The 25,066-nt window shown below is 63.9% G+C and carries 21 protein-coding genes and 2 pseudogenes; 15 read left to right on the top strand and 8 right to left on the bottom strand.

Annotated elements, in window-relative coordinates; translation table 11 throughout:
* The first annotated feature begins 66 nt into the window (after positions 1–66).
* Entirely contained in the window at positions 67–1,626 is a 1,560-nt protein-coding gene (locus YY7_RS63165; RefSeq protein ID WP_028164221.1) for a L,D-transpeptidase family protein, read from the top strand.
* Between the two features lie 1,014 nt (positions 1,627–2,640).
* On the opposite strand, the gene secA is transcribed toward YY7_RS63165, so the two are convergent.
* Positions 2,641–5,478 (bottom strand): preprotein translocase subunit SecA, encoded by a 2,838-nt coding sequence (secA, locus tag YY7_RS0116555; RefSeq protein WP_028164220.1) that lies wholly within the window; start codon positions 5,476–5,478, stop codon positions 2,641–2,643.
* Between the two features lie 351 nt (positions 5,479–5,829).
* On the opposite strand from secA, the gene YY7_RS0116545 reads away from it, so the two are divergent.
* From YY7_RS0116545 to YY7_RS0116535, 3 genes are all read left to right on the top strand, one after another.
* On the top strand, positions 5,830–6,768 hold the full coding sequence (locus YY7_RS0116545; RefSeq protein ID WP_028164218.1) for a peptidylprolyl isomerase: 939 nt from the start codon (positions 5,830–5,832) through the stop codon (positions 6,766–6,768).
* Positions 6,769–6,957: 189 nt separating this feature from the next.
* Positions 6,958–8,199: a bifunctional glutamate N-acetyltransferase/amino-acid acetyltransferase ArgJ gene (argJ, locus tag YY7_RS0116540; protein WP_028164217.1), complete on the top strand. Its 1,242-nt coding sequence runs from the start codon at positions 6,958–6,960 to the stop codon at positions 8,197–8,199.
* A 149-nt stretch (positions 8,200–8,348) separates the two neighbouring features.
* Positions 8,349–8,759, top strand: coding sequence for a (deoxy)nucleoside triphosphate pyrophosphohydrolase (locus tag YY7_RS0116535; protein ID WP_028164216.1), 411 nt, complete (start codon positions 8,349–8,351; stop codon positions 8,757–8,759).
* Between the two features lie 108 nt (positions 8,760–8,867).
* On the opposite strand, the pseudogene YY7_RS0116530 reads toward YY7_RS0116535, so the two are convergent.
* Positions 8,868–9,771 (bottom strand): annotated as a pseudogene (locus YY7_RS0116530) (methyltransferase domain-containing protein).
* Between the two features lie 17 nt (positions 9,772–9,788).
* Between YY7_RS0116530 and YY7_RS0116525 the strand changes: the two are divergent.
* From YY7_RS0116525 to YY7_RS0116510, 4 genes are read left to right on the top strand one after another with little or no spacing between them, the layout of a single operon-like run.
* Positions 9,789–10,598, top strand: coding sequence for a ComF family protein (locus YY7_RS0116525; RefSeq protein WP_028164214.1), 810 nt, complete (start codon positions 9,789–9,791; stop codon positions 10,596–10,598).
* A gap of 29 nt (positions 10,599–10,627) precedes the next feature.
* The gene (grxC, locus tag YY7_RS0116520) at positions 10,628–10,900 is read left to right on the top strand and encodes a glutaredoxin 3 (protein WP_028164213.1); all 273 of its coding nucleotides are present in this window, start codon (positions 10,628–10,630) and stop codon (positions 10,898–10,900) included.
* Positions 10,900–11,778 carry a carbon-nitrogen hydrolase family protein gene (locus YY7_RS0116515; protein WP_028164212.1) on the top strand — a complete coding sequence of 293 codons (879 nt, stop codon included), beginning with the start codon at positions 10,900–10,902 and terminating at the stop codon, positions 11,776–11,778. Before grxC ends, YY7_RS0116515 begins: the two co-directional genes overlap by 1 nt.
* Positions 11,775–12,245 (top strand): DUF1178 family protein, encoded by a 471-nt coding sequence (locus YY7_RS0116510; protein WP_028164211.1) that lies wholly within the window; start codon positions 11,775–11,777, stop codon positions 12,243–12,245. Before YY7_RS0116515 ends, YY7_RS0116510 begins: the two co-directional genes overlap by 4 nt.
* A 3-nt stretch (positions 12,246–12,248) precedes the next feature.
* Here the strand turns inward: YY7_RS0116510 and YY7_RS0116505 are convergent, their stop codons facing one another.
* From YY7_RS0116505 to YY7_RS0116490, 4 genes are all read right to left on the bottom strand, one after another.
* The gene (locus tag YY7_RS0116505) at positions 12,249–13,148 is read right to left on the bottom strand and encodes an EamA family transporter (protein ID WP_028164210.1); all 900 of its coding nucleotides are present in this window, start codon (positions 13,146–13,148) and stop codon (positions 12,249–12,251) included.
* A gap of 165 nt (positions 13,149–13,313) precedes the next feature.
* A complete protein-coding gene (locus YY7_RS0116500) occupies positions 13,314–13,595 on the bottom strand; it encodes a GIY-YIG nuclease family protein (RefSeq protein WP_028164209.1) in 282 nt (93 codons plus the stop codon).
* Positions 13,596–13,704: 109 nt separating this feature from the next.
* Positions 13,705–14,454, bottom strand: coding sequence for a bifunctional 2-polyprenyl-6-hydroxyphenol methylase/3-demethylubiquinol 3-O-methyltransferase UbiG (ubiG, locus tag YY7_RS0116495; protein WP_028164208.1), 750 nt, complete (start codon positions 14,452–14,454; stop codon positions 13,705–13,707).
* Positions 14,455–14,467: 13 nt separating this feature from the next.
* Positions 14,468–14,935 (bottom strand): PH domain-containing protein, encoded by a 468-nt coding sequence (locus YY7_RS0116490; protein WP_028164207.1) that lies wholly within the window; start codon positions 14,933–14,935, stop codon positions 14,468–14,470.
* A 170-nt stretch (positions 14,936–15,105) separates the two neighbouring features.
* Here YY7_RS0116490 and YY7_RS0116485 point away from each other — a divergent pair, with 170 nt between their 5' ends.
* The 5 genes from YY7_RS0116485 (at position 15,106) to YY7_RS0116465 (ending at position 22,545) form a co-directional block, all read left to right on the top strand.
* Positions 15,106–16,359, top strand: coding sequence for an aspartate kinase (locus tag YY7_RS0116485; protein ID WP_028164206.1), 1,254 nt, complete (start codon positions 15,106–15,108; stop codon positions 16,357–16,359).
* A gap of 544 nt (positions 16,360–16,903) precedes the next feature.
* Complete coding sequence (ptsP, locus tag YY7_RS0116480; RefSeq protein WP_028164205.1) at positions 16,904–19,171, top strand: phosphoenolpyruvate--protein phosphotransferase; 2,268 nt, start codon at positions 16,904–16,906, stop codon at positions 19,169–19,171.
* Positions 19,172–19,227: 56 nt separating this feature from the next.
* Complete coding sequence (gene prfA / locus YY7_RS0116475) at positions 19,228–20,307, top strand: peptide chain release factor 1 (RefSeq protein ID WP_028164204.1); 1,080 nt, start codon at positions 19,228–19,230, stop codon at positions 20,305–20,307.
* 154 nt (positions 20,308–20,461) lie between these two features.
* Entirely contained in the window at positions 20,462–21,343 is an 882-nt protein-coding gene (prmC, locus tag YY7_RS0116470; RefSeq protein ID WP_028164203.1) for a peptide chain release factor N(5)-glutamine methyltransferase, read from the top strand.
* Between the two features lie 473 nt (positions 21,344–21,816).
* A complete protein-coding gene (locus YY7_RS0116465) occupies positions 21,817–22,545 on the top strand; it encodes a DUF4167 domain-containing protein (protein WP_028164202.1) in 729 nt (242 codons plus the stop codon).
* A gap of 82 nt (positions 22,546–22,627) precedes the next feature.
* Here YY7_RS0116465 and YY7_RS0116460 read toward each other — a convergent pair whose 3' ends face one another.
* Positions 22,628–23,356 (bottom strand): methyltransferase domain-containing protein, encoded by a 729-nt coding sequence (locus YY7_RS0116460; protein ID WP_028164201.1) that lies wholly within the window; start codon positions 23,354–23,356, stop codon positions 22,628–22,630.
* Between the two features lie 182 nt (positions 23,357–23,538).
* On the opposite strand from YY7_RS0116460, the gene gloB reads away from it, so the two are divergent.
* A complete protein-coding gene (gene gloB, locus YY7_RS0116455) occupies positions 23,539–24,306 on the top strand; it encodes a hydroxyacylglutathione hydrolase (RefSeq protein ID WP_028164200.1) in 768 nt (255 codons plus the stop codon).
* Between the two features lie 42 nt (positions 24,307–24,348).
* Positions 24,349–24,792: a cupin domain-containing protein gene (locus YY7_RS0116450; protein WP_433994504.1), complete on the top strand. Its 444-nt coding sequence runs from the start codon at positions 24,349–24,351 to the stop codon at positions 24,790–24,792.
* Between the two features lie 126 nt (positions 24,793–24,918).
* Here the strand turns inward: YY7_RS0116450 and YY7_RS60390 are convergent.
* Positions 24,919–25,066, bottom strand: a pseudogene (locus tag YY7_RS60390) (IS5/IS1182 family transposase); the annotation flags it as partial.

Below are 25,066 nucleotides of genomic sequence, written 5' to 3'. Positions count from 1 at the left end.
ATCGCTTCAAGGCATAAGGGTTGATTTGGGGTTGCCCGAAATGCCTGGTGGGTGTGGAGCTTGGACTTGAATCACCGCACGCTGGTTCGCGCGCTTCTGGCCTCGGCTGCCCTTGCGGCCGCTGTATTGCTCGCCGGTTGCAATAGCGACGACATCTCACTCGCATCGAATGCCAAGGCCAACCAGCCGGTGCCGCCGAAGCTGGTCGCGGCAATCACCGAAAAGGACATGGATCTGCAGTCGCCGATCCTGATCCGCCTGTTCAAGCAGGAAGCCGAGCTCGAAGTCTGGAAGCAGGACCGCTCCGGCAGGTTCGCGCACTTGAAGACCTATCCGATCTGCCGCTGGTCCGGTGATCTCGGTCCGAAGATCCGCGAGGGCGACCGCCAGGCGCCGGAGGGCTTCTATACGATCAGCCCGGGCCAGATGAACCCGCAATCGGCCTACTACCTCTCCTTCAACACCGGCTACCCCAACGCCTTCGACAAGGCGCTCGGCCGCACCGGCTCACATTTGATGGTGCATGGCGACTGCTCCTCGCGCGGCTGCTACGCGATGACCGACGAGCAGATCGCGGAGATCTATTCGCTCGGCCGCGAGTCGTTCTTTGGCGGCCAGAAGGCATTCCAGTTGCAGGCCTATCCGTTCCGGATGACGCCGGTGAACATGGCCAAGCACCGCAACAACCCGAACATGCCTTTCTGGAAGATGATCAAGGAAGGCTACGATCATTTCGAAGTGACGAAGCAGGAGCCGAAGGTCGACTTCTGCGAGAAGAAATATGTCTTCGATGCCGCCAAGCCGCCGGGCGCCACCCGCGATCCGGTGTTTGACGCGTCCGCCAAATGCCCGGCCTATGTGATTCCCGACCAGATTGCCGAAGCAGTCCGCCAGAAGCAGCAGGAAGAGGCGACCGAGGTTGCCAAGCTGATCTCCAAGGGCACGCCGGTGGCGCGGATGAACACCGGCATCGACGGCGGCATGAACAAGATCTTCGCCTCCAAGCTGCCGGAGGGCAGCACCGGCCTCTCCGAGGGTGGCGACAGCCAGAGCCTGCAATCACTGTCGCTGGCGCGCGCGCCCGGCACGATCCCGTCCACCGTCAATCCGCCGAAGCCGAACCTGGCGCAGCCGGAAGAGCCGGTGGTGGCGGTGTCGACGACGTCGGCGACGTCATCGGCCCGCGTCGCTTCCGCCACGCAGTCGGGTGAGCAGTCGGAAGGTCTCTTCTCCAGCATCGCCCGCAAGGTCGGGATCGGCGCCACGGCCGACGCCAACGCCGCCGCCACCAGCGCGCCGCCCTCTGCACCGGCGGCCGCCGCGAAGCCCAAAGCTACTGAGGCCAAGACTGCTGAGGCCAAGACTGCTGAGATCAAGACTGCTGAGATCAAGACTGCTGAGATCAAGCCTGCTCAGACCAAGTCGCAATCGGTCGTTCGCGTCGCACCGAAGCCTACCGAGACCAAGCTCGCTGCCGCCAAGCCGGCGCTCAAGCCGACCGTCACCGATGCGCCGGCCACCTCGACCGCCGCAGCCGCGCCCGCCGCCAGGGACACGCAGCTCTCAGGCTCGCAGCCGATCGTGCAGCCGAACTCCTTCGACAACCGCTTCGGAGCGATGAGGTAAGGCGCGCGCGGCGTTCTATCCGCCCTCCGATTCTGTCGTCCCCGCGAAAGCGGGGACCCATAACCACAGGCTTTTGTGGTTTGCTCCGCGACAACCGCTTGCTCGCGCCACAACAACTCCCTGTGGTTATGGGTCCCGGGTCAAGCCCGGGACGACGGGAGGAAAATTCTGATTCAAATTTCAAACAGCGATTCCGCAGGATGGGTAGAGCGCAGCGAAACCCATCGGCTTCGGGAGCACGCGGCGCGAATGATGGGTTTCGCTACGCTCTACCCATCCTACGTTTGATTCAAACAGCGTGAGGATGTGCGTTCGCATTCTCGCGGCGTGCTGCGCCCGAGCTTTGCGTCTCGTTCCNCCCTCTCATTGAACAGAGGGCGCAGGGAAAGCCGGGTGCTGGTTGCACCCNTGGGTCCCGTGCAACAAAAAGCACGGGGGTAGGACCACAGGTTCAACCGAAGCATTCCGGCTTTCCCNGCGCGATGGTGTTACGGTTTCCTTCGTGCTCTCCCCGGTGACCGGGCTCTTTTGCCACCGTCACTTCATAGAAGCTTAGCGCCAGCGTCGGGGCGCCAGGACCACACGACTTCGCCGTCCGTGATGCGTGTGCTCGTCAGTCACATCCATCACGTCCACCGCATCTCACCGCAACGTTCGTGACGATCGCGAGCCGCCCCTCATTTGGGTGAGACGCGCGGAGTTAAATCACTGATTTGCCCGACGACGGAAGCGGAATGTTTTTTGCGCGAGGACTGGACGGAGCAAATCAGGTTGAAATCGCTCGCGAATTTCTCTCCGTCATTCCGGGGCATCGCGAAAGCGATGAGCCCGGAATCCATCCAACCGCAGAGCATGCGGCGAAATGGATTCCGGGTTCGCGCTGCGCGCGCCCCGGAATGACGGATAGTGAGGAGCCCGTGGCCCATCCCTCGAGACGCCGCTAGAGCGGCTCCTCGGGATGAGGTCCGTTATTTTCGAGAGAGCGGAATGCTGCCCGCTTACGGGCAGCTCATCTCACGCATACCGGCCGTGGCAGTGCTTGTACTTCTTGCCGCTGCCGCAAGGGCAATCCTCGTTGCGGCCGACCTTGCCCCAGGTGGCGGGGTTGTTGGGATCGCGGTCGGAGGGGGCGGCCTTCGGCACCAGCGAGGCGTTGGCGAAGGACATCTCGTCCTCGCCGGTGTTGGGATCGAGCTTGTGCGCTTCCATCGCCGGCAACACCGGCTGCTGCTCCTCCGGCGGGATGATCTCGACCCGCATCAATTGCGCGGTGACGGCTTCGCGCAGATGCGAGCTCATCTCCTGGAAGAGGTTGAAGGCTTCGGTCTTGTACTCCTGCAGCGGATCGCGCTGGCCATAGCCGCGCAGGCCGATCACCTGGCGCAGATGGTCGAGCATGATCAGGTGCTCGCGCCAGAGATGGTCGAGCGTCTGCAACAGGATCGTCTTCTCGACGTAGCGCATCACGTCGGGGCCCCATTGCGCGACCTTGGCCGCCATGCGCTCGTCGACATTCTTTTCGATCCGCGCCAAGAGCTCCTCGTCGGCGATGCCCTCTTCCTTGGCCCATTCGTCGACCGGCAGGTCGATATCGAGCACGCGCTTCAATTCGTCCTTCAGGCCAGCCGCATCCCACTGCTCGGCGTAGGCATGCTCCGGGATATGCTTGGCCACTAGATCCTCGATGAAGGCGTGGCGCATGTCGGTGACGGTCTCGGCGACGCTCTCGTCCTTCATCAATTCGACGCGCTGGTCGAAGATCACCTTGCGCTGGTCGTTCTGGACGTTGTCGAATTTGAGCAGGTTCTTGCGGATGTCGAAGTTGCGCGCTTCGACCTTCTGCTGCGCCTTTTCCAGCGCCTTGTTGATCCAGGGATGGATGATCGCCTCGCCCTCTTTCAGGCCGAGCCGGGTCAGCATGCTGTCGAGCCGGTCGGACCCGAAGATGCGCATCAGATCGTCTTCCAGCGACAGGAAGAATTTCGAGCGGCCGGGGTCGCCCTGGCGGCCGGAACGGCCGCGGAGCTGGTTGTCGATGCGGCGGGATTCATGCCGCTCGGAGCCGATGATGTAGAGGCCGCCGGGCTTGGTCACCGTCTTCGCAGGCTTGCTGCCCTTGGCGGGCTCGACCTCGACGATCTCCTCGGCCTTCAAGACGATCTCGCGGAAGCGCTCGATGTCGGCCTTGATCTGCTCGATCTTCTGCGCCTTCTCGGCTTCATCGGTGATCGCAGCCGTCTCCTGCTGGATCCGCATCTCGAGCGAGCCGCCGAGCTTGATGTCGGTACCACGGCCGGCCATGTTGGTCGCGATGGTGATCGCGCCGGGCACGCCGGCTTCGGCGACGATATAGGCTTCCTGCTCGTGGAAGCGCGCATTCAAGACCGCGAACAGCTTGGCCGGCTTGCCGGCGCGCGCCGCGGCATAGAGCTTGTCGAGCGCGCCGTGATTGCTGAAGTCGATCTGCTTGTAGCCGTGCTTGCGCAAATATTCGGCCAGCACTTCGGATTTCTCGATCGAGGCGGTGCCTACCAGGACCGGCTGCAGCCGCTTGTTGGCGCGTTCGATCTCAGCGAGGATCGCGGCATATTTTTCGGTCTGCGTGCGATAGACCTCGTCGTCCTCGTCGAGGCGCGCCACCGGCAGGTTGGTCGGGATCTCCACGACCTCGAGCTTGTAGATGTCGAACAATTCGTCGGCTTCGGTCGCGGCCGTGCCGGTCATGCCCGCCAGCTTCTCGTACATCCGGAAATAGTTCTGGAAGGTGATCGAGGCGAGCGTCTGGTTCTCCGGCTGGACCTGGACGTGCTCTTTGGCTTCCAGCGCCTGGTGCAGGCCTTCCGAGTAGCGGCGCCCCGGCATCATGCGTCCGGTGAACTCGTCGATGATGACGACCTCGCCGTCGCGAACGATGTAATCCTTGTCGCGGGTGAACAGCGTGTGCGCGCGCAGCGCCTGGTTGACGTGGTGAACGACCGAGACGTTCTCGACGTCATAGAGGGAGTCGCCCTTGAGCTGGCCGGCATCGCGCAGCAGCCCTTCGAGCTTTTCCATGCCACCTTCGGTCAGCGTCACCGTGCGCTGCTTCTCGTCGACGTCGTAGTCCGACTTGTCGAGCTTGGGAAAGAACGTGTCGATAGTGTTGTAGAAATCCGAACGGTCGTCGAGCGGGCCGGAGATGATCAGCGGCGTCCGCGCCTCGTCGATCAGAATCGAGTCGACTTCGTCGACGATGGCGTAATAGTGCCCGCGCTGGACCATGTCCTCCAGGCGGTACTTCATGTTGTCGCGGAGGTAGTCGAAGCCGTATTCGTTGTTGGTGCCGTAGGTGATGTCGCAGCCATAGGCAGTCTTGCGCTCGGCATCATCGAGCCCGTGGACGATGACGCCGGTGCTCATGCCGAGGAAGGAATAGATCTGGCCCATCCAGCCGGAGTCACGGCGGGCAAGGTAATCGTTGACGGTGACGACATGGACGCCCTTGCCGGCAAGTGCGTTGAGATAGACCGCGAGCGTCGCCACCAGCGTCTTGCCTTCGCCGGTCTTCATCTCGGCGATGTCGCCCTCATGCAGCACCATGCCGCCGATGAGCTGCACATCGAAATGGCGCTGACCGAGGGTGCGCTTGGCTGCTTCGCGGACGGTGGCGAAGGCCGGAACCAGGAGGTCGTCGAGCGTCTTGCCGTTCGCCAGCTCCTGCCGGAATTCGGCGGTGCGGGCCTTCAGCGCCTCGTCCGAGAGCTTTGCGAGCTCGGGCTCCAATGCGTTGATGGCGTTGACGCGGGCCTGATAGCCCTTCACCCGCCGGTCGTTGGCGGAGCCGAACAATTTGCGGGCGAGCGCGCCGATCATGCGTAGTTCCTGTTCTTCTGCGTTGCAACCAGAGCGTGGTGCCGCCGATTGTCTATCAACTCACCGTGACGCACCCCGGCAACGGCCCCAACCTGGGGCCCGATCCGCCAATTAAGTGGGAAGCAAGCAATCCAAGGTTCAACGGCCAAAAACGTAAGCAAAATGAGCGCTATCGCCATTGACACGATGGGCCAGAGATATGGCCCGCTCCGGGGGTTGTCAACGCTCGGCAGGATGTCAAGGAATTCATCATTTTGTCAGACTTTTCGCGTTGCCAAGGCGGCTTGATTGGGCGAGTGTCCGCCCCGCTCAAGAGAAGTTCCCCTGTTCGAGACAAGTTAAGGATTTTGCATGACCACGTCGTTCGCGGAAATGAAACCCGGCTTGCGTATCGGCCTCGCATCCCTGGCCGTGACCGGCTCGATCGCCGCGGTTCTCGCCTTCGGTCTGCCGGTCCGCGCTGAGGATTCCAACCCGGTGCTTGCCAAGGTCAACGGGCAGGAGATCCGCCAGAGCGATGTGGCGATCGCCGAAGAGGAACTTGGGCCGAGCCTGCAGCAGATGGACCCTGCGACGCGGAAGGATAACCTTCTGGCCTTCCTGATCGACATGAAGATCGTCGCCAAGGCCGCCGAGGACAAGAAGGTCGACAATACCGACGAGTTCAAGAAGCGCCTCGCCTTCACCCGCAACCGCCTCCTGATGGATAGCCTGCTTGCCAGCGAGGGCAAGGCTGCGACCACCGATGACGCCATGAAGAAGGTCTATGAGGAGGCCTCCAAGCAGATCACCGGCGAACAGGAAGTGCATGCCCGCCACATCCTGGTCGAGACCGAGGACGAGGCCAAGGCGATCAAGGCCGAGCTCGCGAAGGGCGCCGATTTCGCCGAGCTCGCCAAGAAGAAGTCGAAGGATCCCGGCGCCTCCGATGGCGGCGACCTCGGCTTCTTCACCAAGGAACAGATGGTGCCGGAATTTTCCGCCGTCGCCTTTTCGCTCGAGCCGGGCAAGATCTCCGACCCCGTGAAGTCGCAGTTCGGCTGGCACATCATCAAGGTCGAGGAGAAGCGCAACCGCACCGCGCCGCCGTTCGACCAGGTCAAGAGCCAGATCGAGACCTATGTGACCCGCAAGGCACAGGCCGACTATGTCGCCAAGCTGCGCGAGGCTGCCAAGATCGAGCGCGCGGACAAGCCGGAAGAGACCGCCAAGAGCGACGCCAAGCCGGACGCCGCGGCGCCCGCCGCCAAGCCGTCCGACTCCAAGATGGCACCGCCGGCGAAGAAGTAAGAATTCGCTGTCACTTCAGCGAAGCCAATAGTATCTACACGCGTCATGGCCGGGCTTGTCCCGGCCATCTACGTCTTGACGCCTTCCCGGCTGGGAAAAGGACGTGGATGGCCGGGACATCCTGCGCGAAGACGCGCTTCGCGCTTTAGCCCGGCCATGACGATTGCGCCTGCCTGATTGGAATCCGCCATGTCCACCGCCGTTTCTCCCCTCGCCCCGACAGACGTTCCCGATTTGCCCGCGATTGCGGGCGTCAGGCTTGCGACGGCGGCGGCCGGCATCCGCTACAAGGGGCGCACCGATGTGCTGCTCGCGGTGATGGACGAGGGCACCACCGTCGCCGGTGTCTTCACCAAGTCGAAATGCCCGTCAGCCCCGGTGGAGTGGTGCCGCGCCAAGCTCAGCAAAGGGCAGGCTCGCGCGCTGGTGGTCAATTCCGGCAACGCCAATGCCTTCACCGGCAAGACCGGCAAGCAGTCGACCGCGCTGACCGCGCAGATCGCCGCCAAGGCGGTCGGCTGCGGCGTCAATGAGGTGTTTTTGGCCTCCACCGGCGTCATCGGCGAGCCGCTCGATGCGACCAAGTTCGACGGCGTGCTGGCGACGCTGGCCGAGCAAGCCGGGCCCGACGACTGGATGGGCGCGGCGAAGGCGATCATGACCACCGACACCTTCCCGAAGGTCGCGACCGCAACCGTGAAGCTCGGCAAGGCCAAGGTGACGATCAACGGCATAGCCAAGGGCGCCGGCATGATCGCGCCCGACATGGCGACGATGCTGTCCTTCATCTTCACCGACGCGCCGCTGTCATCAGCCGCGCTGCAGCAGCTCCTGAAGAGCGGGGTCGAGGACACCTTCAACGCCGTCACCATCGACGGTGACACCTCGACGTCCGACACGCTATTGGCGTTCGCGACCGGCACCGCGGCCGCGAACGGCGCGCCGAAGATCAGCCGCGCCAGCGACCCGCGCCTGAAAGCATTCGCAAAGGCGTTCCGCGATGTGCTCGCCAACCTTGCCGAACAGGTGGCGCGCGACGGCGAAGGCGCGCGGAAACTGGTCGAGATCATCGTCGATGGCGCGACGACCAAGGCTTCCGCTCGCAAGATCGCGATGTCGGTGGCGAACTCGCCGCTGGTCAAGACCGCGATCGCCGGCGAGGACGCCAATTGGGGCCGGGTGGTGATGGCGGTCGGCAAGGCCGGCGAGCCCGCCAACCGCGACAAGCTCTCGATTTCCTTCAACGGCATCCGCGTCGCCAAGAGCGGCGCCCGCGATCCCTCCTACAACGAGGCGGAAGTGTCGCAGGCGATGAAAGAGCCGAAGATCCAGATCAAGGTCAATCTCGGCCTCGGCAAGGGCCGCGACCGCGTGCTGACCTGCGATCTCACCAAGGAATATGTCGCGATCAACGGCGATTACAGGTCATAGGACACCGTCGTCCCTGCGAAAGCAGGGACCCATAACCACAGGGAGGCGTTGTGGCGCGCGCAAGTGGTTGTAGCGGAGCACATCGCTAAACCCTGTGGTTATGGGTCCCGGCGCAAGGCCGGGACGACAGCGGAGTTCGGGCGGACTGCATGACCGATATCAAACTCACCCTCGTGGTTGCCTGCGCGCTCATCGATGCCGACAAGCGCGTGCTGCTGGCGCAGCGGCCCGCGGGCAAGCCGATGGCGGGGCTTTGGGAATTTCCGGGCGGCAAGGTCGAGGCCGGCGAACGGCCGGAAGCGACGCTGATCCGCGAATTGCATGAAGAACTCGGCATCACCGTCGCCGAGCCGTGCCTGGCGCCGCTGACCTTCGCGAGCCACGCCTATGAGACGTTTCACCTGCTGATGCCACTCTATATCTGCCGGCGTTGGGACGGCATGGTGACGGCGCGCGAGGGACAGAACCTCGCCTGGGTCCGCGCCAACAAATTGCGCGACTATGAGATGCCGGCGGCGGACATTCCGCTGATCCCGCATCTGATTGATCTGCTGTTGTAGGCCCCGCACTCGTCATGGCCGGGCTTGTCCCGGCCATCCACGTCTTGGAACGCTCAGGAAAGGACGTGGATGCCCGGCACAAGGCCGGGCATGACGGCGGCAGTTGGCTCAGGCTTTCCCTGCCCGCTTCACCGCCTCTGCCAAACTCGCTTTCGCCGAACCCGGCCGCAGCGGTTTTTGCTGGCTTTCATGCGGTGCCCAGCCGGACAGCCAGATCACGTCGAAGGTGGCGCGGATGCGGCCGTCAGGGTCGGCGAAGCGCTCGGCATAGATTTGCGCCAACCGCAATAGCGTGGCGCGGCGGGTTGGCGCGCGGCGCCGCTCGACCAGGATATTGGTGGCGCCCATGCGCCGCAATTCCTGCATCAGCGCGAAGGCGTTGGCGTAGCGCACCACGATGCGGTCGACGTCGGTCACCGGCAGCGCGAAGCCGGCACGCTGCAACAGCGCGCCGATGTCGCGCAAATCGGCGAATGGCGCCACGCGCGGCGACACTCCGCCCTCGCATTCGGCTTCGGCCGCGGCGAAGGATTGCCGAAGCTCGGTCAACGTATCGCCGCCGATCATCGCCGCGAGCAACAGCCCGTCGGGCCTCAGCGCGCGACGCACCCGCGCGAGCACGCCGGGAAGATCGTTGACGAACTGGAAAGCGAGCGCGGAGACCGCGAGATCGAGCGAAGCCGGCTGCAGCGGAAGGACTTCGGCAGCCTCGAACGCAACCTCGCGGACGGACTTGCATCGTGCGCGCAAGAGATCATGGAGCGCATTGCCCGGCGTCCAGATGTCGGCGGCATCGGCAAACTCCCGCGTGACCGCCTGCAAACGCTCCGCCATGTCCTCGCCGACGCGCTCGAGCAGGAAGGTGACCGGCGCATCGCGCCGCGCGCGCTTCAGCCGCGCCGCGAGCAGCGAACGATCGAACAACACAGGTGTGGTCGGATTTGCGGCCATGTCCGCTGGTTACGCCCTGCCTTCGCCTCTGGCAACGCAATGCTTGAGCTGACACGATCATGAGGCTAGCCTCGGTCCATGGGCGCCGAGGCATCACCATCCCGCTCCATTGCAGGCCATCTGCGCGGCGCGCTGAGCGTTGCGCAGGGAGCATGGACGCATGCAGCACGGCTGATGCTCGACATCGCGCTGCCGACGCTGTGCGTTTCGTGCCGCGAGCCGGTCGATGGCGAGGGCGTCTGCGCCGCCTGCTGGGCCAAATTGTCGTTCATTGCACCACCGTTCTGCCCGCGGCTCGGCATTCCCTTCGTCTACGACCCCGGTCCGGAGCTGTTGTCGATGGAGGCGATCGCCAATCCGCCGGCCTACCAGCGCGCCCGCGCCGCGGTGCGCTATGACGACGTCGCGCGCACGCTGGTGCACGCATTGAAATACCAGGACCGCACGGACCTCGCGCCAGCAATGGGCCGCTGGATGGCGCGCGCGGGGAAGGAATTGCTTCGCGACGCCGATATTTTGGTACCAGTTCCCCTGCACTGGCGGCGCGGCTGGAGCCGCCGCTACAATCAATCCGGCGCGCTTGCCCGCGTCATTTCGCGCCAGAGCGGCGTAGCGCTCGCCCCCGATGCGCTGCGCCGGGTGCGCTCGACCGAGCAGCAGGTCGGATTGTCGCGGGCGCAGCGGGCGACCAATGTCCAGGGTGCCTTCAAAGTGGGGCCGGACCGCGCGGCCGAAGTCCAGGGCCGCCGCGTGATCCTGGTCGATGACGTCCTGACCTCGGGAGCGACGGTCGACGCCTGTGCGCGGGCGCTTCTGCGCGCCAAGGCGGCACAGGTCGATGTGCTGGTGTTCGCCCGGGTTGTCGATAGCCACAAAACTCCCATATAATCCCGGACAAAATCACAACCGAGCGCACCATGACCGCTGCGATTGAAATCTATACCCGCCCGGGCTGCGGCTACTGCAGCGCGGCCAAGTCGCTTCTGACCCGCAAGAAGGCGGCATTTACCGAATTCAACGTGGCCAGCGACGCGGCCTATCGCGACGAGATGTACAAGCGGGCCGGCGCCGGTTCGACCTTTCCGCAGATCTTCATCGGCAGCACCCATGTCGGCGGCTGTGACGAGCTCTATGCGCTCGACCGCGAGGGCAAGCTCGATGGTCTCTTAGCCAGCGAAGGCGTGGCCTGATGAGTGCCGACAGCACCTTCACCGCAGCCATGGTGCAGATGCGCACCTCGCTTCTGCCGGAGCCGAGCCTCGAGCAGGGCATGAAGCTGGTGCGCGAGGCGGCGGCGCAAGGCGCGGACTATGTGCTCACGCCCGAAGTGAGCAACATGATGCAATTGAACCGCAAGGCGCTGTTCGAGCATCTGGCGACGGAAGAGGACGACAAGTCGCTGAAGGCCTATCGCGCGCTCGCAGCCGAATTGAAGATCCATCTGCATATCGGCTCGCTGGCACTGCGCTTCTCGCCGGAGAAGGCCGTGAACCGGTCCTTCCTGATCGGTCCGGACGGCAATCTGCTCGCCAGCTACGACAAGATCCATATGTTCGATATCGATCTGCCCGGCGGCGAGAGCTACCGCGAATCGGCCAATTACCAGCCGGGCGAGACTGCTGTGATCTCCGATCTGCCCTGGGGCCGGATCGGATTGACGATCTGCTATGACGTGCGCTTCCCGGCGCTGTACCGCGCGCTGGCCGAAAGCGGCGCGTCCTTCCTCACCGTACCGTCCGCCTTCACCCGCAAGACCGGCGAGGCGCATTGGCACATTCTTCTCCGCTCGCGCGCCATCGAGACCGGCTGCTTCGTGTTTGCCGCCGCGCAAGCCGGCCTGCACGAGAACAAGCGCGAGACCTATGGTCATTCGCTGATCATCGATCCCTGGGGCGAGATCCTCGCCGAGGGCGGCGTCGAGCCGGGCGTGTTCCTGGCGAAGATCGATCCGGCCAAGGTCGAGACCGCGCGCAGGGCGATTCCCTCGCTGCAGCACGGACGGCGTTTCACCGTCGCCGACCCCAAGGCAGGTCCGGAGCATCTGCACCTCGTCCGGGGCTCAGCATGATCCGCTACAACCTGCGCTGCGAACGGGGCCACGCTTTCGAAAGCTGGTTCCAGAATTCGTCGGCTTACGATTCTCAGGTCCGCCGTAAGCTCGTGGCCTGCCCGACCTGCGGGTCGTCCAAGGTCGAGAAGGCGATCATGGCGCCACAGATCGTCGGCAAGAAGGGCCGTGAAACCGCAGCGCCCGCACCCGCCGAGCAGGCGGCGCCGGCGCCGGCCGAATCGACGCCGCTGATGATGGCGCAGGAGCGCGAACTGCGCGCCAAGCTGAAGGAATTGCGCGACCACATCGTCAAGAACGCCGACAATGTCGGCGACCGCTTCCCCAACGAGGCGCGCAAGATGCATTACGGCGATATCGAGCACCGTCCGATCTACGGCGAAGCCTCGCCGGAGGAAGCCCGCTCGCTGATCGAGGAAGGCGTCGAGGTCTCGCCGCTGCCGGTGCTGCCGGACGACCGGAACTGATCCTCACGCCGCGATCAATAGCGCCACACCGATCACGATCAGGACGATGCCGGAAAACTCGCGCGGCGAGATCGGCTGCTTGAAGGAATAATACGCCACGCCTTGCGCGAACAAGACTTCGATCAGCGCCAGCGTTCGCACATTCGCCGCCGCTGTCAGTGCGAAGGCAAGGAACCAGAATTGCGAGGCGAACGCGCCCATGAAGCCCGCCAGCATCGATGGCCGCCACAATCCGAGGATCGCCTTGAGCACCCCGGGCGCCCGCAGCAACAGATAGATCGACAGCACCAGCGTCTGCACGAACAGGCCGAACACCAGCGTATAGGTCGACGCCGTCACGAAAGAGACGCCGGGCACCGCGATGATCGCGCCCCGGAAGCCGATCGCCGACAGCGCAAACGCAGCCGCAGCGACCAGGCCCATGATGGTCGGCCTCAGCTCCGCAAACCCCTTCTCGCCGCCGGGGCGAAGTGCGGTGATGACCACGCCGATGGTCGCGATCAGGATCGCGATCACCTTCAGCAAGGTGAGATGATCGCCCAGGAAGACGAAGCCGAAGATCGCGGTCTGGATCGCCTCAGTCTTCAGGTACGCCGTCGTCACCACGAAGGACCGCTCGTTCATCGCCAGCAGCATCAGGCCGGTGCCGACGATCTGGCTGAGCGCACCGAGCAGCAGCCACGGCCAGAACGCCACCGGCGGCCACGGAGCGGAATCGTCGGTCGCCACGATGACCAGCGCAAAAAACAGGATCGAGAACGGAAAGCCGAACAGGAAGCGGATATTGGTCGCGCCCCAGGTCCCGAGCGGCCCGGTCAGCGACCGCTGCATCGCATTGCGCGCAACCTGCCCGAGCGCGGCGACGATGGTGAAAGGAATCCAGAGCCAGGAAATCGTTAGCATCTGCGCAAGAATCGCGGGGGCGGGGAACGGCATCACCGTGGCGGGCGCCGGGCGCGCGGTCAACCGGAACAGCGCATGACAGGATTGCGCCAGGGCAACATATACGGTGTCGTCCCTGCGAAAGCAGGGACCCATAACCCCAGGGAGCAGTTCGGGGCATCCGCGTTAGACCAGCAGATCGCTCAGATCCCGCCACTCAAGATTCGCGCGCTCGATCAGCTCGATCTTCCAGTCACGCTTCCAGCGCTTCAATTGCTTCTCGCGGGCGATCGCTTCTTCCGCGCGTTCGTAGGATTCTACATGGACAAGGCGGTAAACGCCGTACTTCTTGACGAACTCGGAGCCCTTGCCGTTGCGATGCTCATCTAGGCGTTTCTGCAACGAGTTCGTCACGCCGATGTACAATGTGCCGTGGCGACTGCTTGCGAGGATGTAGACGTAGTACATGCTCGGAACTCAGATCGAGGCTAAGTTACTTTGGCCTGTGGTTATGGGTCCCTGCTTTCGCAGGGACGACAGCACGTTATGAGGCGACCTACGGGACCATAACCTGAACTTACCCCTCCTCCGCGACCACCATGTAGTTCACGTCCATATCCGAGGAGATGTTCCATTGGTCGGCGAGCGGGTTGTAGACCACGCCGGCCTGGTCGGTGATGGTGAGGCCGTTATCCTGCAGATAGTGGGCGAGTTCGTCGGGGGTGACGAACTTGCTCCATTGATGGGTGCCGCGCGGCAGCCACCGCAGCACATATTCGGCGCCGACGATCGCGAGCGCAAAGCTCTTCCAGTTGCGGTTGAGCGTCGAGAGCACCATCAGCCCGCCGGGCTTGAGCATCGCCGTGCAGCGTTTCAGAAACACGCCGACGTCGGTGACGTGTTCGACCACCTCCATCGCCAGCACGATGTCGAAGCGCTCGCGCGCGTCCATTTCCTCCACCGTGGTACAGCGATAGTCGATCGCCAGATGCCCCTTGTCGGCATGCAGTTTCGCGGCGGCGATATTGGAGGCCGAGGGATCGATGCCGATCACTTGGGCGCCGAGCCGGGCCAGCGGCTCGCACAACAGCCCGGCGCCGCAGCCGATATCGAGGATGCGCAAGCCGGACAGGCAGCTCAGGCTCCTGACGTTGCGGTCGAACTTGCGGCACGCGGCATCGCGGATATAGCCGAGCCGCAACGGATTGATCTTGTGCAGCGGCGCCATCTTGCCGCGCGGATCCCACCACTCCGCCGAGAGTTTTGAGAATTTTGCGACCTCGGCCGGATCGACCGTGGTGCCGGAAAAGTCAGACTGCATAGCCATGATGCGCGCGCCCCTATCGCGCCGTGATGTAACTACGGAATGCGAGCGGCGAAGCAATCATTTTGATCGTCTTCTGCCCCTCGCCGACGCCGAGAATTCTCACATTGCCGTAGTTGAGGATACGGCCAAGAATGCTCTGGGAGACGTCGACGCTCTCAACTTTGTCGAGGCTCATTTCAAACGTCTCGCGCTGAATGAACCCCTCTTTGTGCACAATCCGCAGATTGGTCACGTCGGTCTCGGTGGTCCAGCGATGGAACCAGGCGGTCACCGTCTTGTACAACGCCGCGAGCGCCGCGATTCCGCTCAGCGCCAGGCAAAGCACCGCCGGCGCGCCGGTTGGGACCATGTAGGCCAGAATCAGGAACACGATCGCCACGACCCAGCCGGCAATGGCCGGCAGGAAGAAGATCCAGTGCGCGTTCGTCGAATACAGCACCCTCTCACCGGGCTGCAGGATCTCGTCGATATACCGCCCCATACAAACGCCTCAGCTACCACCGCGCCATAGCCACCCGCGCCCCCGCCACGAACGGCGCCAGGAACCCGCTTGCCCCCGGCCGCTTCGCTATGTATACGCGCGTTTCAGCCCCCGTGCTTGGGTTAAGCGCGGGCAATCTACCTATCCTCACAGGGAATGCACGCGTCGTCATGGGCCGCCTCGTGATGAAGTTCGGCGGCACCTCCGTCGCCAATATCGACCGAATCCGCAACGTCGCACGCCATGTCAAACGTGAGGTCGATGCCGGGCACGATGTTGCCGTGGTGGTCTCCGCCATGTCCGGCAAGACCAACGAATTGGTGGCCTGGTGCAGCGAGGCTTCCCCGATGCACGATGCACGTGAATATGACGCGGTCGTCGCTTCCGGCGAGCAGGTCACTTCGGGCCTGCTGGCGATCGCGCTGCAGAGCATGGGTGTCCAGGCGCGCTCCTGGCAGGGCTGGCAGATCCCGATCAAGACCTCCGACGCGCACGCCTCGGCGCGCATCCTCGATATCGACGGCACCGAGCTCATGAAGCGCTTCAAGGAGCGGAAGGAGGTCGCGGTCATCGCCGGTTTCCAGGGCATCAATCCCGAGACCGGCCGCATCACCACGCTCGGCCGCGGTGGTTCCGATACCTCGGCGGTGGCGATTGCAGCGGCGGTCAAGGCCGACCGCTGCGACATCTATACCGACGTCGACGGCGTCTACACCACCGACCCACGCGTGGTGCCGAAGGCGCACCGGCTCGATAAGATCGCGTTCGAGGACATGCTGGAATTGGCCTCTCAGGGCGCCAAGGTCCTTCAGGTGCGCTCGGTGGAACTTGGCATGGTGCACAACATGCCAATCTTCGTCCGCTCCAGCTTCGACAAGCCTGAAGATATCGACCCGCACGGCACGCCGCCGGGAACGCTGATCTGCAGCGAGGAGGAAATCATGGAAATGCACGTCGTCACCGGCATCGCCTTCTCCAAGGACGAAGCCCAGATTTCGGTGCGCCAGATCGAGGACAAGCCGGGGGTGGCAGCGGCGATCTTCGGCCCGCTCGCGGATGCCAACATCAATGTCGACATGATCGTGCAGAACGTCTCCGAGGACGGCAAGACCACGGACCTTACCTTCACGGTTCCGGCGAGCGACTATGGCCGCGCCCGCGACACCATTACCGCGGCCAAGAGCAAGATCGGCTACCAGCGCTTCGACAGCGCCACCGACGTCTCGAAGGTCTCCGTGATCGGCAGCGGCATGCGCAGCCATGCCGGCGTCGCCGCCAAGGCCTTTGCCGCGCTTGCCGCGCGCAACATCAACATCCGCGCCATCACCACGTCCGAGATCAAGTTCTCGGTGCTGATCGATGCCGCCTATACCGAGCTCGCGGTGCGCACACTGCACACGCTGTACGGTCTCGACCAGGCCTGAGGGCCACCTCTCCTGAAGGGAGAGGTTCCGCACGGGGCGGGCCTCATGGTTCGAGACGCGCCGCAAGCGGCGCTCCTCACCATGAGGGTCTAAGATTCCGCCGCGAACCAGACCTCATCCTGAGGGGCGCGCAGCGCGTCTCGAAGGATGGGCCACGCAGGAATCGCCCGCCAAGTTCTATTTCATAGGCGATAGCCCTGCCCTGAAAGGGGAGGGTAAAGGGCCCCTCCCTGTAGGAGAGGTGGAACAGCTCAAGCCCACATTTCTCGCGGTTGCGAGTAAGAATTTCTCTTAGCTACCGCAGCATTGGGCTGACAGAGACGTTATATCTTTTGGCAGGCGTTTTGCTTGGCAAAACAAGCCTCGATTGGCTATACGGCCTGATCGGAGGGTGCCGCAAACTGTGTCACAGTCTTGGCGAATCCGATTCGGCCGGGTTGCGAGGTTGCGGCGGCGCCGATGGATAAAATTGTTGGATTAATCGAGTTTCTCGCCAGTTGCCGGCCACACGGCCTGCTGGTCATGTGGGGGAGGGTTGCAACCTATGCGGAGCGCTTCGGGAGGTCCCCGCGTCCTGTTGAGACGGCTCCGCGAAACCATGGCGGAGCAGGTCTCAGCCCAGGAGCGGCTGGACAAGATCGTGGTCCTGATCGCGGCCAATATGGTGGCCGAAGTCTGCTCGGTCTATGTGCTGCGCGTCGATAACACCCTCGAGCTCTACGCCACCGAAGGTTTGAACCGCGACGCCGTCCACAGGACGGTGCTCAGCGCCCATGAGGGCCTCGTCGGCCTCGTCGCCAGCGAGGCCACGCCGCTTAATTTGAGCGACGCGCAAAGCCACCCGGCCTTCTCCTATCGCCCGGAAACCGGCGAAGAGATCTATCACTCCTTCCTCGGCGTGCCGATCCTGCGGGCCGGCAACACGCTCGGCGTGCTGGTCGTGCAGAACCGCGCCAAACGCACTTATGTCGAGGAAGAGGTCGAGGCGCTGCAGACCACCGCCATGGTGCTGGCGGAGATGATCGCCTCCGGCGAATTGGCGGCGCTGGCGCAGCCGGGCGCCGAACCTGCGGCGCGGCATTCGCTGCACAAGACCGGCGCCATTCTCTCCGAAGGCATCGCGCTCGGCCATGTCGTGCTGCACGAGCCGCGCGTCGTCATCACCAACTATATCGCCGAAGACCTGCCGAAGGAGATCAAGCGGCTGGATGCGGCGCTGAGCAAGCTGCGCGCCGATCTCGACCGGCTGCTGGAGCGCGGCGACGTCGCCGACGGCGGCGAGCATCGCGACGTGCTCGAAGCCTATCGCATGTTCGCCAACGACCAGGGCTGGTCGCACAAGCTGCATGAGGCGGTTGCCACCGGCCTCACCGCTGAAGCCGCGGTCGAGCGCGTGCAGTCCGACACCCGCGCGCGCATGCTGCGCTCGACCGATCCTTACCTGCGCGACCGCCTGCACGACCTCGAGGATCTCGGCCATCGCCTGATGCGGCAACTGGTCGGCCAGGACCATGCGCCGTCGCGCGAACAATTGCCCGACAACGCGATCCTGATCGCCCGCGCGATGGGCCCGGCGGCGCTGCTCGACTATGACCGCAAGCGATTGCGCGGTCTGGTGCTCGAAGAAGGCACCGCCAATTCCCACGTTTCGATCGTGGCACGCGCGCTCGGCATTCCCGCCGTCGGCGAGGTGCCGAACGCGCCGGGCATCGCCGATCCCGGCGATGCCATCATCGTCGACGGCATCTCGGGCGAGATCTATGTCCGTCCGTCGTCGGAGATCGAATCCGCCTACGCCGAGCGGGTCCGCTTCCGCGCGCGGCGGCAGGCGCAATATTCGGCCCTGCGCGACAAACCCTGCGTGACCAAGGACGGCCAGCCGATCGAGCTCCTGATCAACGCCGGCCTGACCATCGACCTGCCGCATATCGATGACACCGGCAGCGCCGGCATCGGCCTGTTCCGCACCGAACTGCAGTTCATGGTGAGCCCGAACCTGCCGCGCTCCAGCGACCAGCTCGCGCTCTATCGCACCGTGCTGGATGCGGCGGGATCGAAGCCCGTCACCTTTCGCACCCTCGACATTGGCGGCGACAAGGCGCTGCCCTATATGGAGACGGTCGTCGAGGAGAATCCCGCGCTCGGCTGGCGCGCGATCCGGCTCGGCCTCGACCGCCCGGGACTGTTGCGCGGTCAGATCCGCGCACTGCTTCGTGCAGCCGGCGGCCGCGCGCTGAAGATCATGTTCCCGATGATCTCTGATGTTGCCGAGTTCGATCAGGCCAAGGCGATTGTCGAGCGGGAACTGACTTATCTGCGCCAGCACGGCCATTCGCTGCCCGAGCGCGTCGATGTCGGCACCATGATCGAGGTTCCGGCGCTGTTGTATCAACTCGACGAGCTGTTGAAGCGGGTCGATTTCCTCTCGGTCGGATCGAACGATCTGTTCCAGTTCCTGTTCGCGGTGGACCGCGGCAACGCCAAGGTCTCGGAACGGTTCGACACCCTGTCCGCGCCGATCCTGCGCGCGCTGCGCGACATCGTGCGCAAGGCGCAGGCAAGCAGGAAGGTCGCCTCGCTGTGCGGCGAGATGGCATCGAAGCCGATCGGCGCGCTGGTGCTGATCGCGCTCGGCTACCGCTCGCTGTCGCTGTCGGCGACCGCGCACGGTCCGGTGAAAGCGATGATCCTCGAGCTCGACGCGAAAAAGGCCGAAGCGATAATCAACCCGCTTCTGGACGCACCGGCCGGCAGCGTTTCGATCCGCGAGAAGCTGACGGAATTTGCGGAAGCCGAAGGGCTCACCTTGTAGCGACGCTCTCCTCGACGGCGCCGCCCCATGCCCTTTCCGTTATTTGAGAACCATCCATGCTGCCCGAAGCCAAACTCGATGTCCTGCTCGCCCATCATGCCTCGCTCGAGGCCGAACTGCTCGGCCAGGTGAATTCGGAACGCTATGTCCAGATCACCCGCGAGCTCGCCGAGCTCAATCCGCTGATCGAGGCGGTGAAGGCCTATCGCGCCGCGCGCACCGAGCTCGCCGACACCCAGAGTCTGATCGCCGATCCCACAACCGAGCCCGACATGCGCGGCATGGCGGAGGCCGAGCTCGAGACGCTGCATGCGCGGCTTGCCGAGCTCGAGCAGAAGATCCGCATCGCGCTGTTGCCGAAGGACGCCATGGACGATCGCAACGTCGTGCTGGAAATCCGCGCCGGCACCGGTGGCGACGAAGCTTCGCTGTTCGCGGGCGACCTGTTCCGCATGTATGAACGCTTCGCCGCGCTGCAGGGCTGGAAGGTCGAGGTGATCTCGGCCAGCGAGGGCACGGTCGGCGGCTACAAGGAAATCATCGCCGAGGTGCAGGGCCGCGGCGCATTCGCGAAACTGAAATTCGAATCCGGCGTGCATCGGGTGCAGCGCGTGCCCGACACCGAGACGCAGGGGCGCATCCACACCTCCGCCGCGACGGTGGCGGTGCTGCCGGAGGTCGAGGATGTCGACGTCGACATCAAGAACGAGGACTTAAGGATCGAGACCATGCGGGCGCAGGGCGCCGGCGGTCAGCACGTCAACAAGACGGAATCGGCGATCCGCATCACCCATATCCCGACCGGCATCGTGGTGATGATGCAGGACAGCCGCTCGCAGCACAAGAACCGGGCGTCGGCGATGAACATCCTGCGCTCGCGCATCTACGATGCCGAGCGCCAGCGCGTGGAGGCGGCGCGTTCCGCCGACCGCAAGGAGAAGGTCGGCTCCGGCGACCGCAGCGAGCGCATCCGCACCTATAATTTTCCACAAGGCCGCGTCACCGATCATCGCATCAACCTGACGCTCTACAAATTGCCGCAGGTGATATCAGGCGAAGCACTCGGCGAATTGACCGACGCGCTGACGACGGAGCATCAGGCAGCGCAACTCGCCGCGCAGGGCGCGGCGGCGTGAGGACTCCCGCAGCCCGGATGGAGCGCAGCGTAATCCGGGGCAGCGGGCCGGACTGCACGAATCCCGGATTGCGCTCCGCTCCATCCGGGCTACGCGGGATCGCTCCGTCCTGTGGTTATGGGTCCCTGCTTTCGCAAGGGACGACGGTGAGGGTGTGAGCGCTTTTGTCGGTCTCAATGTCGATGCGGCGCGCCGACAACTCGGCGCACGCTTCAAATCGGCCGCGATCGATTCGGCCGAGCTCGATGCACGCATGCTACTCGGCGCGGTGCTCAAGCTCGATCTCACCGGCATGATCACGGCAGCGAGCCGGACGCTGACCGGGAATGAAGCAGCAGAATTGGAAGCGTTCGCGCGCCGTCGCCTCGCCGGCGAGCCGGTCGCGCGCATCCTCGGGCAAAAGGAATTCTGGGGACTGCCGCTAAAACTCTCCGCCGCGACATTGGTGCCGCGGCCCGACACCGAGACCGTGGTGGAGTTCGCGATGGAAATTCTCCGCGCGGACGGAGCTTCGGAAAAACCGTTGCGGATCGCCGATCTCGGCACCGGCACCGGTGCCATCCTCCTGGCGCTGCTCTCCGAGCTTGCTGCGGCCACGGGCTACGGCACCGACATCAGCACGGAGGCGCTCAAGACGGCGCGCGCCAATGCGCTGATGTTGGGCATCGGCAATCGTGCGACGTTCATCGCCTGCGACTATGCATCGGGCCTTTCCGGCCACTTCGACCTGATCGTGTCGAATCCGCCCTACATCCCATCCGCTGACATTGCCGACCTTACGGTCGAGGTGCGCGAGCACGACCCGCTTGCCGCGCTCGATGGCGGCGACGATGGGCTGGATGCCTATCGCGCGCTGATCCCGCAGGCCGCCGGCCTGCTGGCCCCTGGCGCCGCCCTGGTTGTCGAATCAGGCATTGGACAGAGCGAGGCCATTGAAGCTTTGATGACGGGTGCGGGGCTCGTCCCAGCCGGTCAGCCGAGGGCAGATCTGGCGGGCATCCCACGGGCGGTGGCGGGCCGCAAATTGCCGCGATAAAGTCCTATTGGAACGCAAAAAAACCTCTTGGAATATCCCCCGGGAACGACTACGTTCCGGTCATGACATCGGTTTGGCCCCGTAACCGTTAACGGGTGAAGACCAGGGTTCTCGCCGAGACCCCGCCGATCAAAGGTTCCAAAACGCAGGTCTGTATGAGCGCAATAGCCGGGGCTGTGCTGCTCTCGACCGCCAAGCGAACGAAAGCCTGTTATTGCGCTTGAAGACTTACGTGAGAGAACTGGGCTTGCGTGGCAAGCTGAATAATTGATCCGCAGGCCGACCGGCCGGTGGTTGGGGAACGCGTCTTTGCTCAACGCGATGGTTGGCGAACTTTGGCATTGATCCGAATGGCATCGTGATTCGGTGCGCGTGAGCGCGTGCGCCAGTTGCACTGGCAACTTCCACCGCAACGGCAATTTCAACGCTGGTAACTAACGCTGGTAACTTAGGGCTGGAATAAAAGGCGAGACATGAGAAACGGTCAAAATAACAAGCGGATGCGTAACCGGAATAACAATAACAACAACAACAACCGGCGCGGTCAGAACCCGTTGACGCGAGTGTTCGAATCGAACGGACCCGACATCAAGATCCGCGGCACTGCTTCCCACGTAGCGGAAAAATACGTTCAGCTCGCGCGCGATGCGCGCTCCTCCGGCGACCCGGTCGCCGCCGAGAACTACTATCAGCACGCCGAGCATTACTTCCGCATCATCGCCGCGGCTCAGGAACAGCTTCGGCAGAATCAGCAGCAGCCCCGCGTCGACAACAACAACGACGCGTCAACGACCGACGAGGGCGACGAGGACGACAGCTATTCGAGCTTCGGGCAGGAGCCCGGCTTCGTGCCACAGCCGCCCTATGCGCGCGAAAACAATCAGCAGCCCTATCAGCGCGACCAGCAGCAGCCACGCGAGCAACGCGAGCGCGAGCATCGTCAGCAACCGCAATATCAAGCGCCGCCGCAGAACCAGCCGCAGCCGGTGATCGCGGACAATGGCGGCGTCGACCGTCTGCCCTCCTTCATCACCGGAGGTGCGCAGCCGCAGGTCAATGGCAATTATGAAGGCAATGGCGGCGGAGAACGCAGCGAACGTAACGAGCGCTTCCCGCGCCGCCGCCGCCGCCCGCACGGCCCGCGACCCGACGCCGCCGCGCAACCGCAGCCGAGCGAAGACGTCAATCCGGGGAATGAGTAGTTAGCTCGCGACAAATCGTAACGAGAGAATCGCAGGGTGGGCAAAGCGCAGCGTGCCCACCCCACTCTTCCACAATTCCGGATCACGCGCGCGACGACGACGGCACCAGCACCGGCTGCAGCGACGGGATGAGCCGCGCGCGCTCGCGGTGTGCAGGGATCGCGCGATAGACCTGCTTGGTCGCCTCCACGATGTGCACGCCCGCGAACGGCAATGACAGCGTCGCACCGAGGCGCTCCCAGGCCATCGCCCAGCGCAGGAACCAGCTCCCCGCGACCGGCGGCACGAATAGCGCCTCGCCCCACGCCGTCGGCGTGAACCAGGTCTGCCGCAGCAATTGCGTGATCTGAGCCCGCGAATAGGGCCGGCCGTGGCCGAAGGGCGTGGTGTCGGTGCGCGTCCATACGCCGCGGCGATTGGGTATCACCGCGATCAGCCGGCCGGACGGCGCCAGCACCCGCCACACCTCGCGCAAGAGCCGCTCCGGATCATCCGACATCTCCAGCGCATGCACGAGCAGCACGCGGTCGACCGCGGCGTCCGCGAGCGGCATCGAGAATTCGTCGACCAGGGTCGCCAGCGCCGGCCGGCCCGTCGGCCATTTCAGAACCCCCTGTGACGCCGGCATGAAAGCGATGCAGCGCTCGCAATCCTCGCGGAACAGGCCGAGATAGGGGGTGGGGTAGCCGAGCCCGAGCACACGCTGGCCCTCGGCCCCTGGCCATCGCTCGCGGATACCGCGATTGATCAACTGGCGCGCCACGATGCCCAGGCGCTGCGAATAGAAATCGCGGAGATCAATGACGTCCATGCACCCAACCTAACACGGCGCCGTTACGCGCGTGTTCCCCAAAATTGCGTTGCCGCGCGAGCGTTAAGGCCATATTTCCTGCGCATATTGGGCGTGTTACAGCATGGTCAGGAAAAGTGGGAACCGGTTTTCCGAAGAGTCCATGCTCAAACAATAACGCTTGGCCGTTCGCGGGAGATACCATGACTGCGGAAATCCGTCTCTTCACCTGCCTGACCGACAATTTCGGCTATCTGATCCACGACCCCGCCACCAAGGCCACCGCCTCGATCGATGCGCCGGAAGCCGGCCCCATCATCGCGGCATTGGAGCGCGAGGGCTGGAATCTCACCGACATCCTCATCACCCATCATCATCATGACCATGTCGGCGGGGTTGCCGAACTGAAACAGAAATATGGTTGCCGCGTCGTCGCGCCGCACGACAAGACCACGGCGATCGCCAATGTCGACCTGCGCGCCGCCAACGGCGACGTGATCAAGGTCGGCAGCCTGCTCGCGCGGGTGCTGGAGACGCCGGGCCACACGCTCGACCACATCTCCTATGTGTTCGACGGCGAGAAGGCGGTGTTTGCCGCCGACACCTTGTTCTCGATCGGCTGCGGCCGGGTGTTCGAGGGCAATTATCCGATGATGTGGGATTCGCTGCTCAAGCTGCGCGCACTGCCGGACGATTTCCGTCTCTATTGCGGCCACGAATATACCGCCGCCAACGTCAAGTTCGCGCTGACGGTGGAATCAGACAATCCGGCATTGAACGCCCGCGCCGAGGAAGTGACGCGGCTGCGCGCGGAGAACAAGCCGACGATCCCGACGCTGCTTGGCGAGGAGAAGAAAGCCAACGTGTTCCTGCGCGCCGACGAGCCGGCGGTGGCCGCCAAGCTGCACATGAAGGGTGCCGACGGAGCCCAGGTGTTCGGCGAATTGCGCGAGCGCAAGAACAAGTCCTAGAGCATGATCCGGAAAAGTGGGAACCGGTTTTCCGAAAAGATCATGCTCAAAGAAGATATGTCAAAGCCGACTGCCGCCGACATCATTGCGCAGCTTGATTTGAAGCCGCATCCCGAGGGCGGCCACTATCGCGAGACGTTTCGCGATAGTGAGAAGGATGCGAGCGGACGATCGCGCTCGACTGCGATCTATTTCCTGCTCGGACGCGGCGAGCGCTCGCATTGGCATCGCGTCGATGCGGTGGAGATCTGGCACTATTACGCTGGCGATGCACTGACCTTGCGGATCGCCGATGCGAGCGGACAGCGCGAGATTCGTCTCGGCCCCGATCTCACCGCCGGCGAAGTGCCGCAGGCGATCGTGCCGGCGCATGCATGGCAGGCGGCGGAGTGTACCGGCGACTGGACCCTGGTCGGATGCACCGTTGCGCCGGCGTTCGAGTTCGCGAAGTTTGAGCTCGCGCCGAAAGGCTGGAAGCCCGATTAGCTTGGTAACGCCGTAGAGCCTGAGAACCAATTCGGTTTTCGGGTAGACGGCATCCGAAGTAGCGGATGTTGAAGACCTCGACGGTGGAGCGGGGCGGGATTTGCGCGCCGCTATGGTTTGGCGCAGCTATGGGTTGGCGAGGCGATGTCCCTGCAGGATGTTGTTGGTGAGGGCGTACCAGAGCACGACGGCTCGGACCTTTTCGATGCCGCGCACCGTCAATTGCCTGAGGTCCCAGTTGCGCCAGCGGGCATGGATGCATTCGCAGATCGAG

Source organism: Bradyrhizobium elkanii WSM2783, from assembly GCF_000472865.1.
Taxonomy (GTDB): domain Bacteria; phylum Pseudomonadota; class Alphaproteobacteria; order Rhizobiales; family Xanthobacteraceae; genus Bradyrhizobium; species Bradyrhizobium elkanii_A.
Note: the sequence above shows the minus strand (reverse complement) of the source record. Positions and strands in the feature narration are given on the sequence as shown.

Bases quoted from the DNA above. Each gene is read 5' to 3' on its own strand.
- YY7_RS0116460 (WP_028164201.1), bottom strand. From the start codon at position 23,356: ATGGACGTCATTGATCTCCGCGATTTCTATTCGCAGCGCCTGGGCATC.
- prfA (WP_028164204.1), top strand. From the start codon at position 19,228: ATGCTGCCCGAAGCCAAACTCGATGTCCTGCTCGCCCATCATGCCTCG.
- YY7_RS0116500 (WP_028164209.1), bottom strand. From the start codon at position 13,595: ATGTACTACGTCTACATCCTCGCAAGCAGTCGCCACGGCACATTGTAC.
- YY7_RS0116525 (WP_028164214.1), top strand. From the start codon at position 9,789: ATGGGCGCCGAGGCATCACCATCCCGCTCCATTGCAGGCCATCTGCGC.
- argJ (WP_028164217.1), top strand. From the start codon at position 6,958: ATGTCCACCGCCGTTTCTCCCCTCGCCCCGACAGACGTTCCCGATTTG.
- gloB (WP_028164200.1), top strand. From the start codon at position 23,539: ATGACTGCGGAAATCCGTCTCTTCACCTGCCTGACCGACAATTTCGGC.
- YY7_RS0116450 (WP_433994504.1), top strand. From the start codon at position 24,349: ATGCTCAAAGAAGATATGTCAAAGCCGACTGCCGCCGACATCATTGCG.
- YY7_RS0116515 (WP_028164212.1), top strand. From the start codon at position 10,900: ATGAGTGCCGACAGCACCTTCACCGCAGCCATGGTGCAGATGCGCACC.
- secA (WP_028164220.1), bottom strand. From the start codon at position 5,478: ATGATCGGCGCGCTCGCCCGCAAATTGTTCGGCTCCGCCAACGACCGG.
- YY7_RS0116535 (WP_028164216.1), top strand. From the start codon at position 8,349: ATGACCGATATCAAACTCACCCTCGTGGTTGCCTGCGCGCTCATCGAT.
- YY7_RS0116485 (WP_028164206.1), top strand. From the start codon at position 15,106: ATGGGCCGCCTCGTGATGAAGTTCGGCGGCACCTCCGTCGCCAATATC.
- ptsP (WP_028164205.1), top strand. From the start codon at position 16,904: ATGCGGAGCGCTTCGGGAGGTCCCCGCGTCCTGTTGAGACGGCTCCGC.
- ubiG (WP_028164208.1), bottom strand. From the start codon at position 14,454: ATGGCTATGCAGTCTGACTTTTCCGGCACCACGGTCGATCCGGCCGAG.
- grxC (WP_028164213.1), top strand. From the start codon at position 10,628: ATGACCGCTGCGATTGAAATCTATACCCGCCCGGGCTGCGGCTACTGC.
- YY7_RS0116465 (WP_028164202.1), top strand. From the start codon at position 21,817: ATGAGAAACGGTCAAAATAACAAGCGGATGCGTAACCGGAATAACAAT.
- YY7_RS0116545 (WP_028164218.1), top strand. From the start codon at position 5,830: ATGACCACGTCGTTCGCGGAAATGAAACCCGGCTTGCGTATCGGCCTC.
- YY7_RS0116490 (WP_028164207.1), bottom strand. From the start codon at position 14,935: ATGGGGCGGTATATCGACGAGATCCTGCAGCCCGGTGAGAGGGTGCTG.
- YY7_RS0116510 (WP_028164211.1), top strand. From the start codon at position 11,775: ATGATCCGCTACAACCTGCGCTGCGAACGGGGCCACGCTTTCGAAAGC.
- YY7_RS0116505 (WP_028164210.1), bottom strand. From the start codon at position 13,148: ATGCTAACGATTTCCTGGCTCTGGATTCCTTTCACCATCGTCGCCGCG.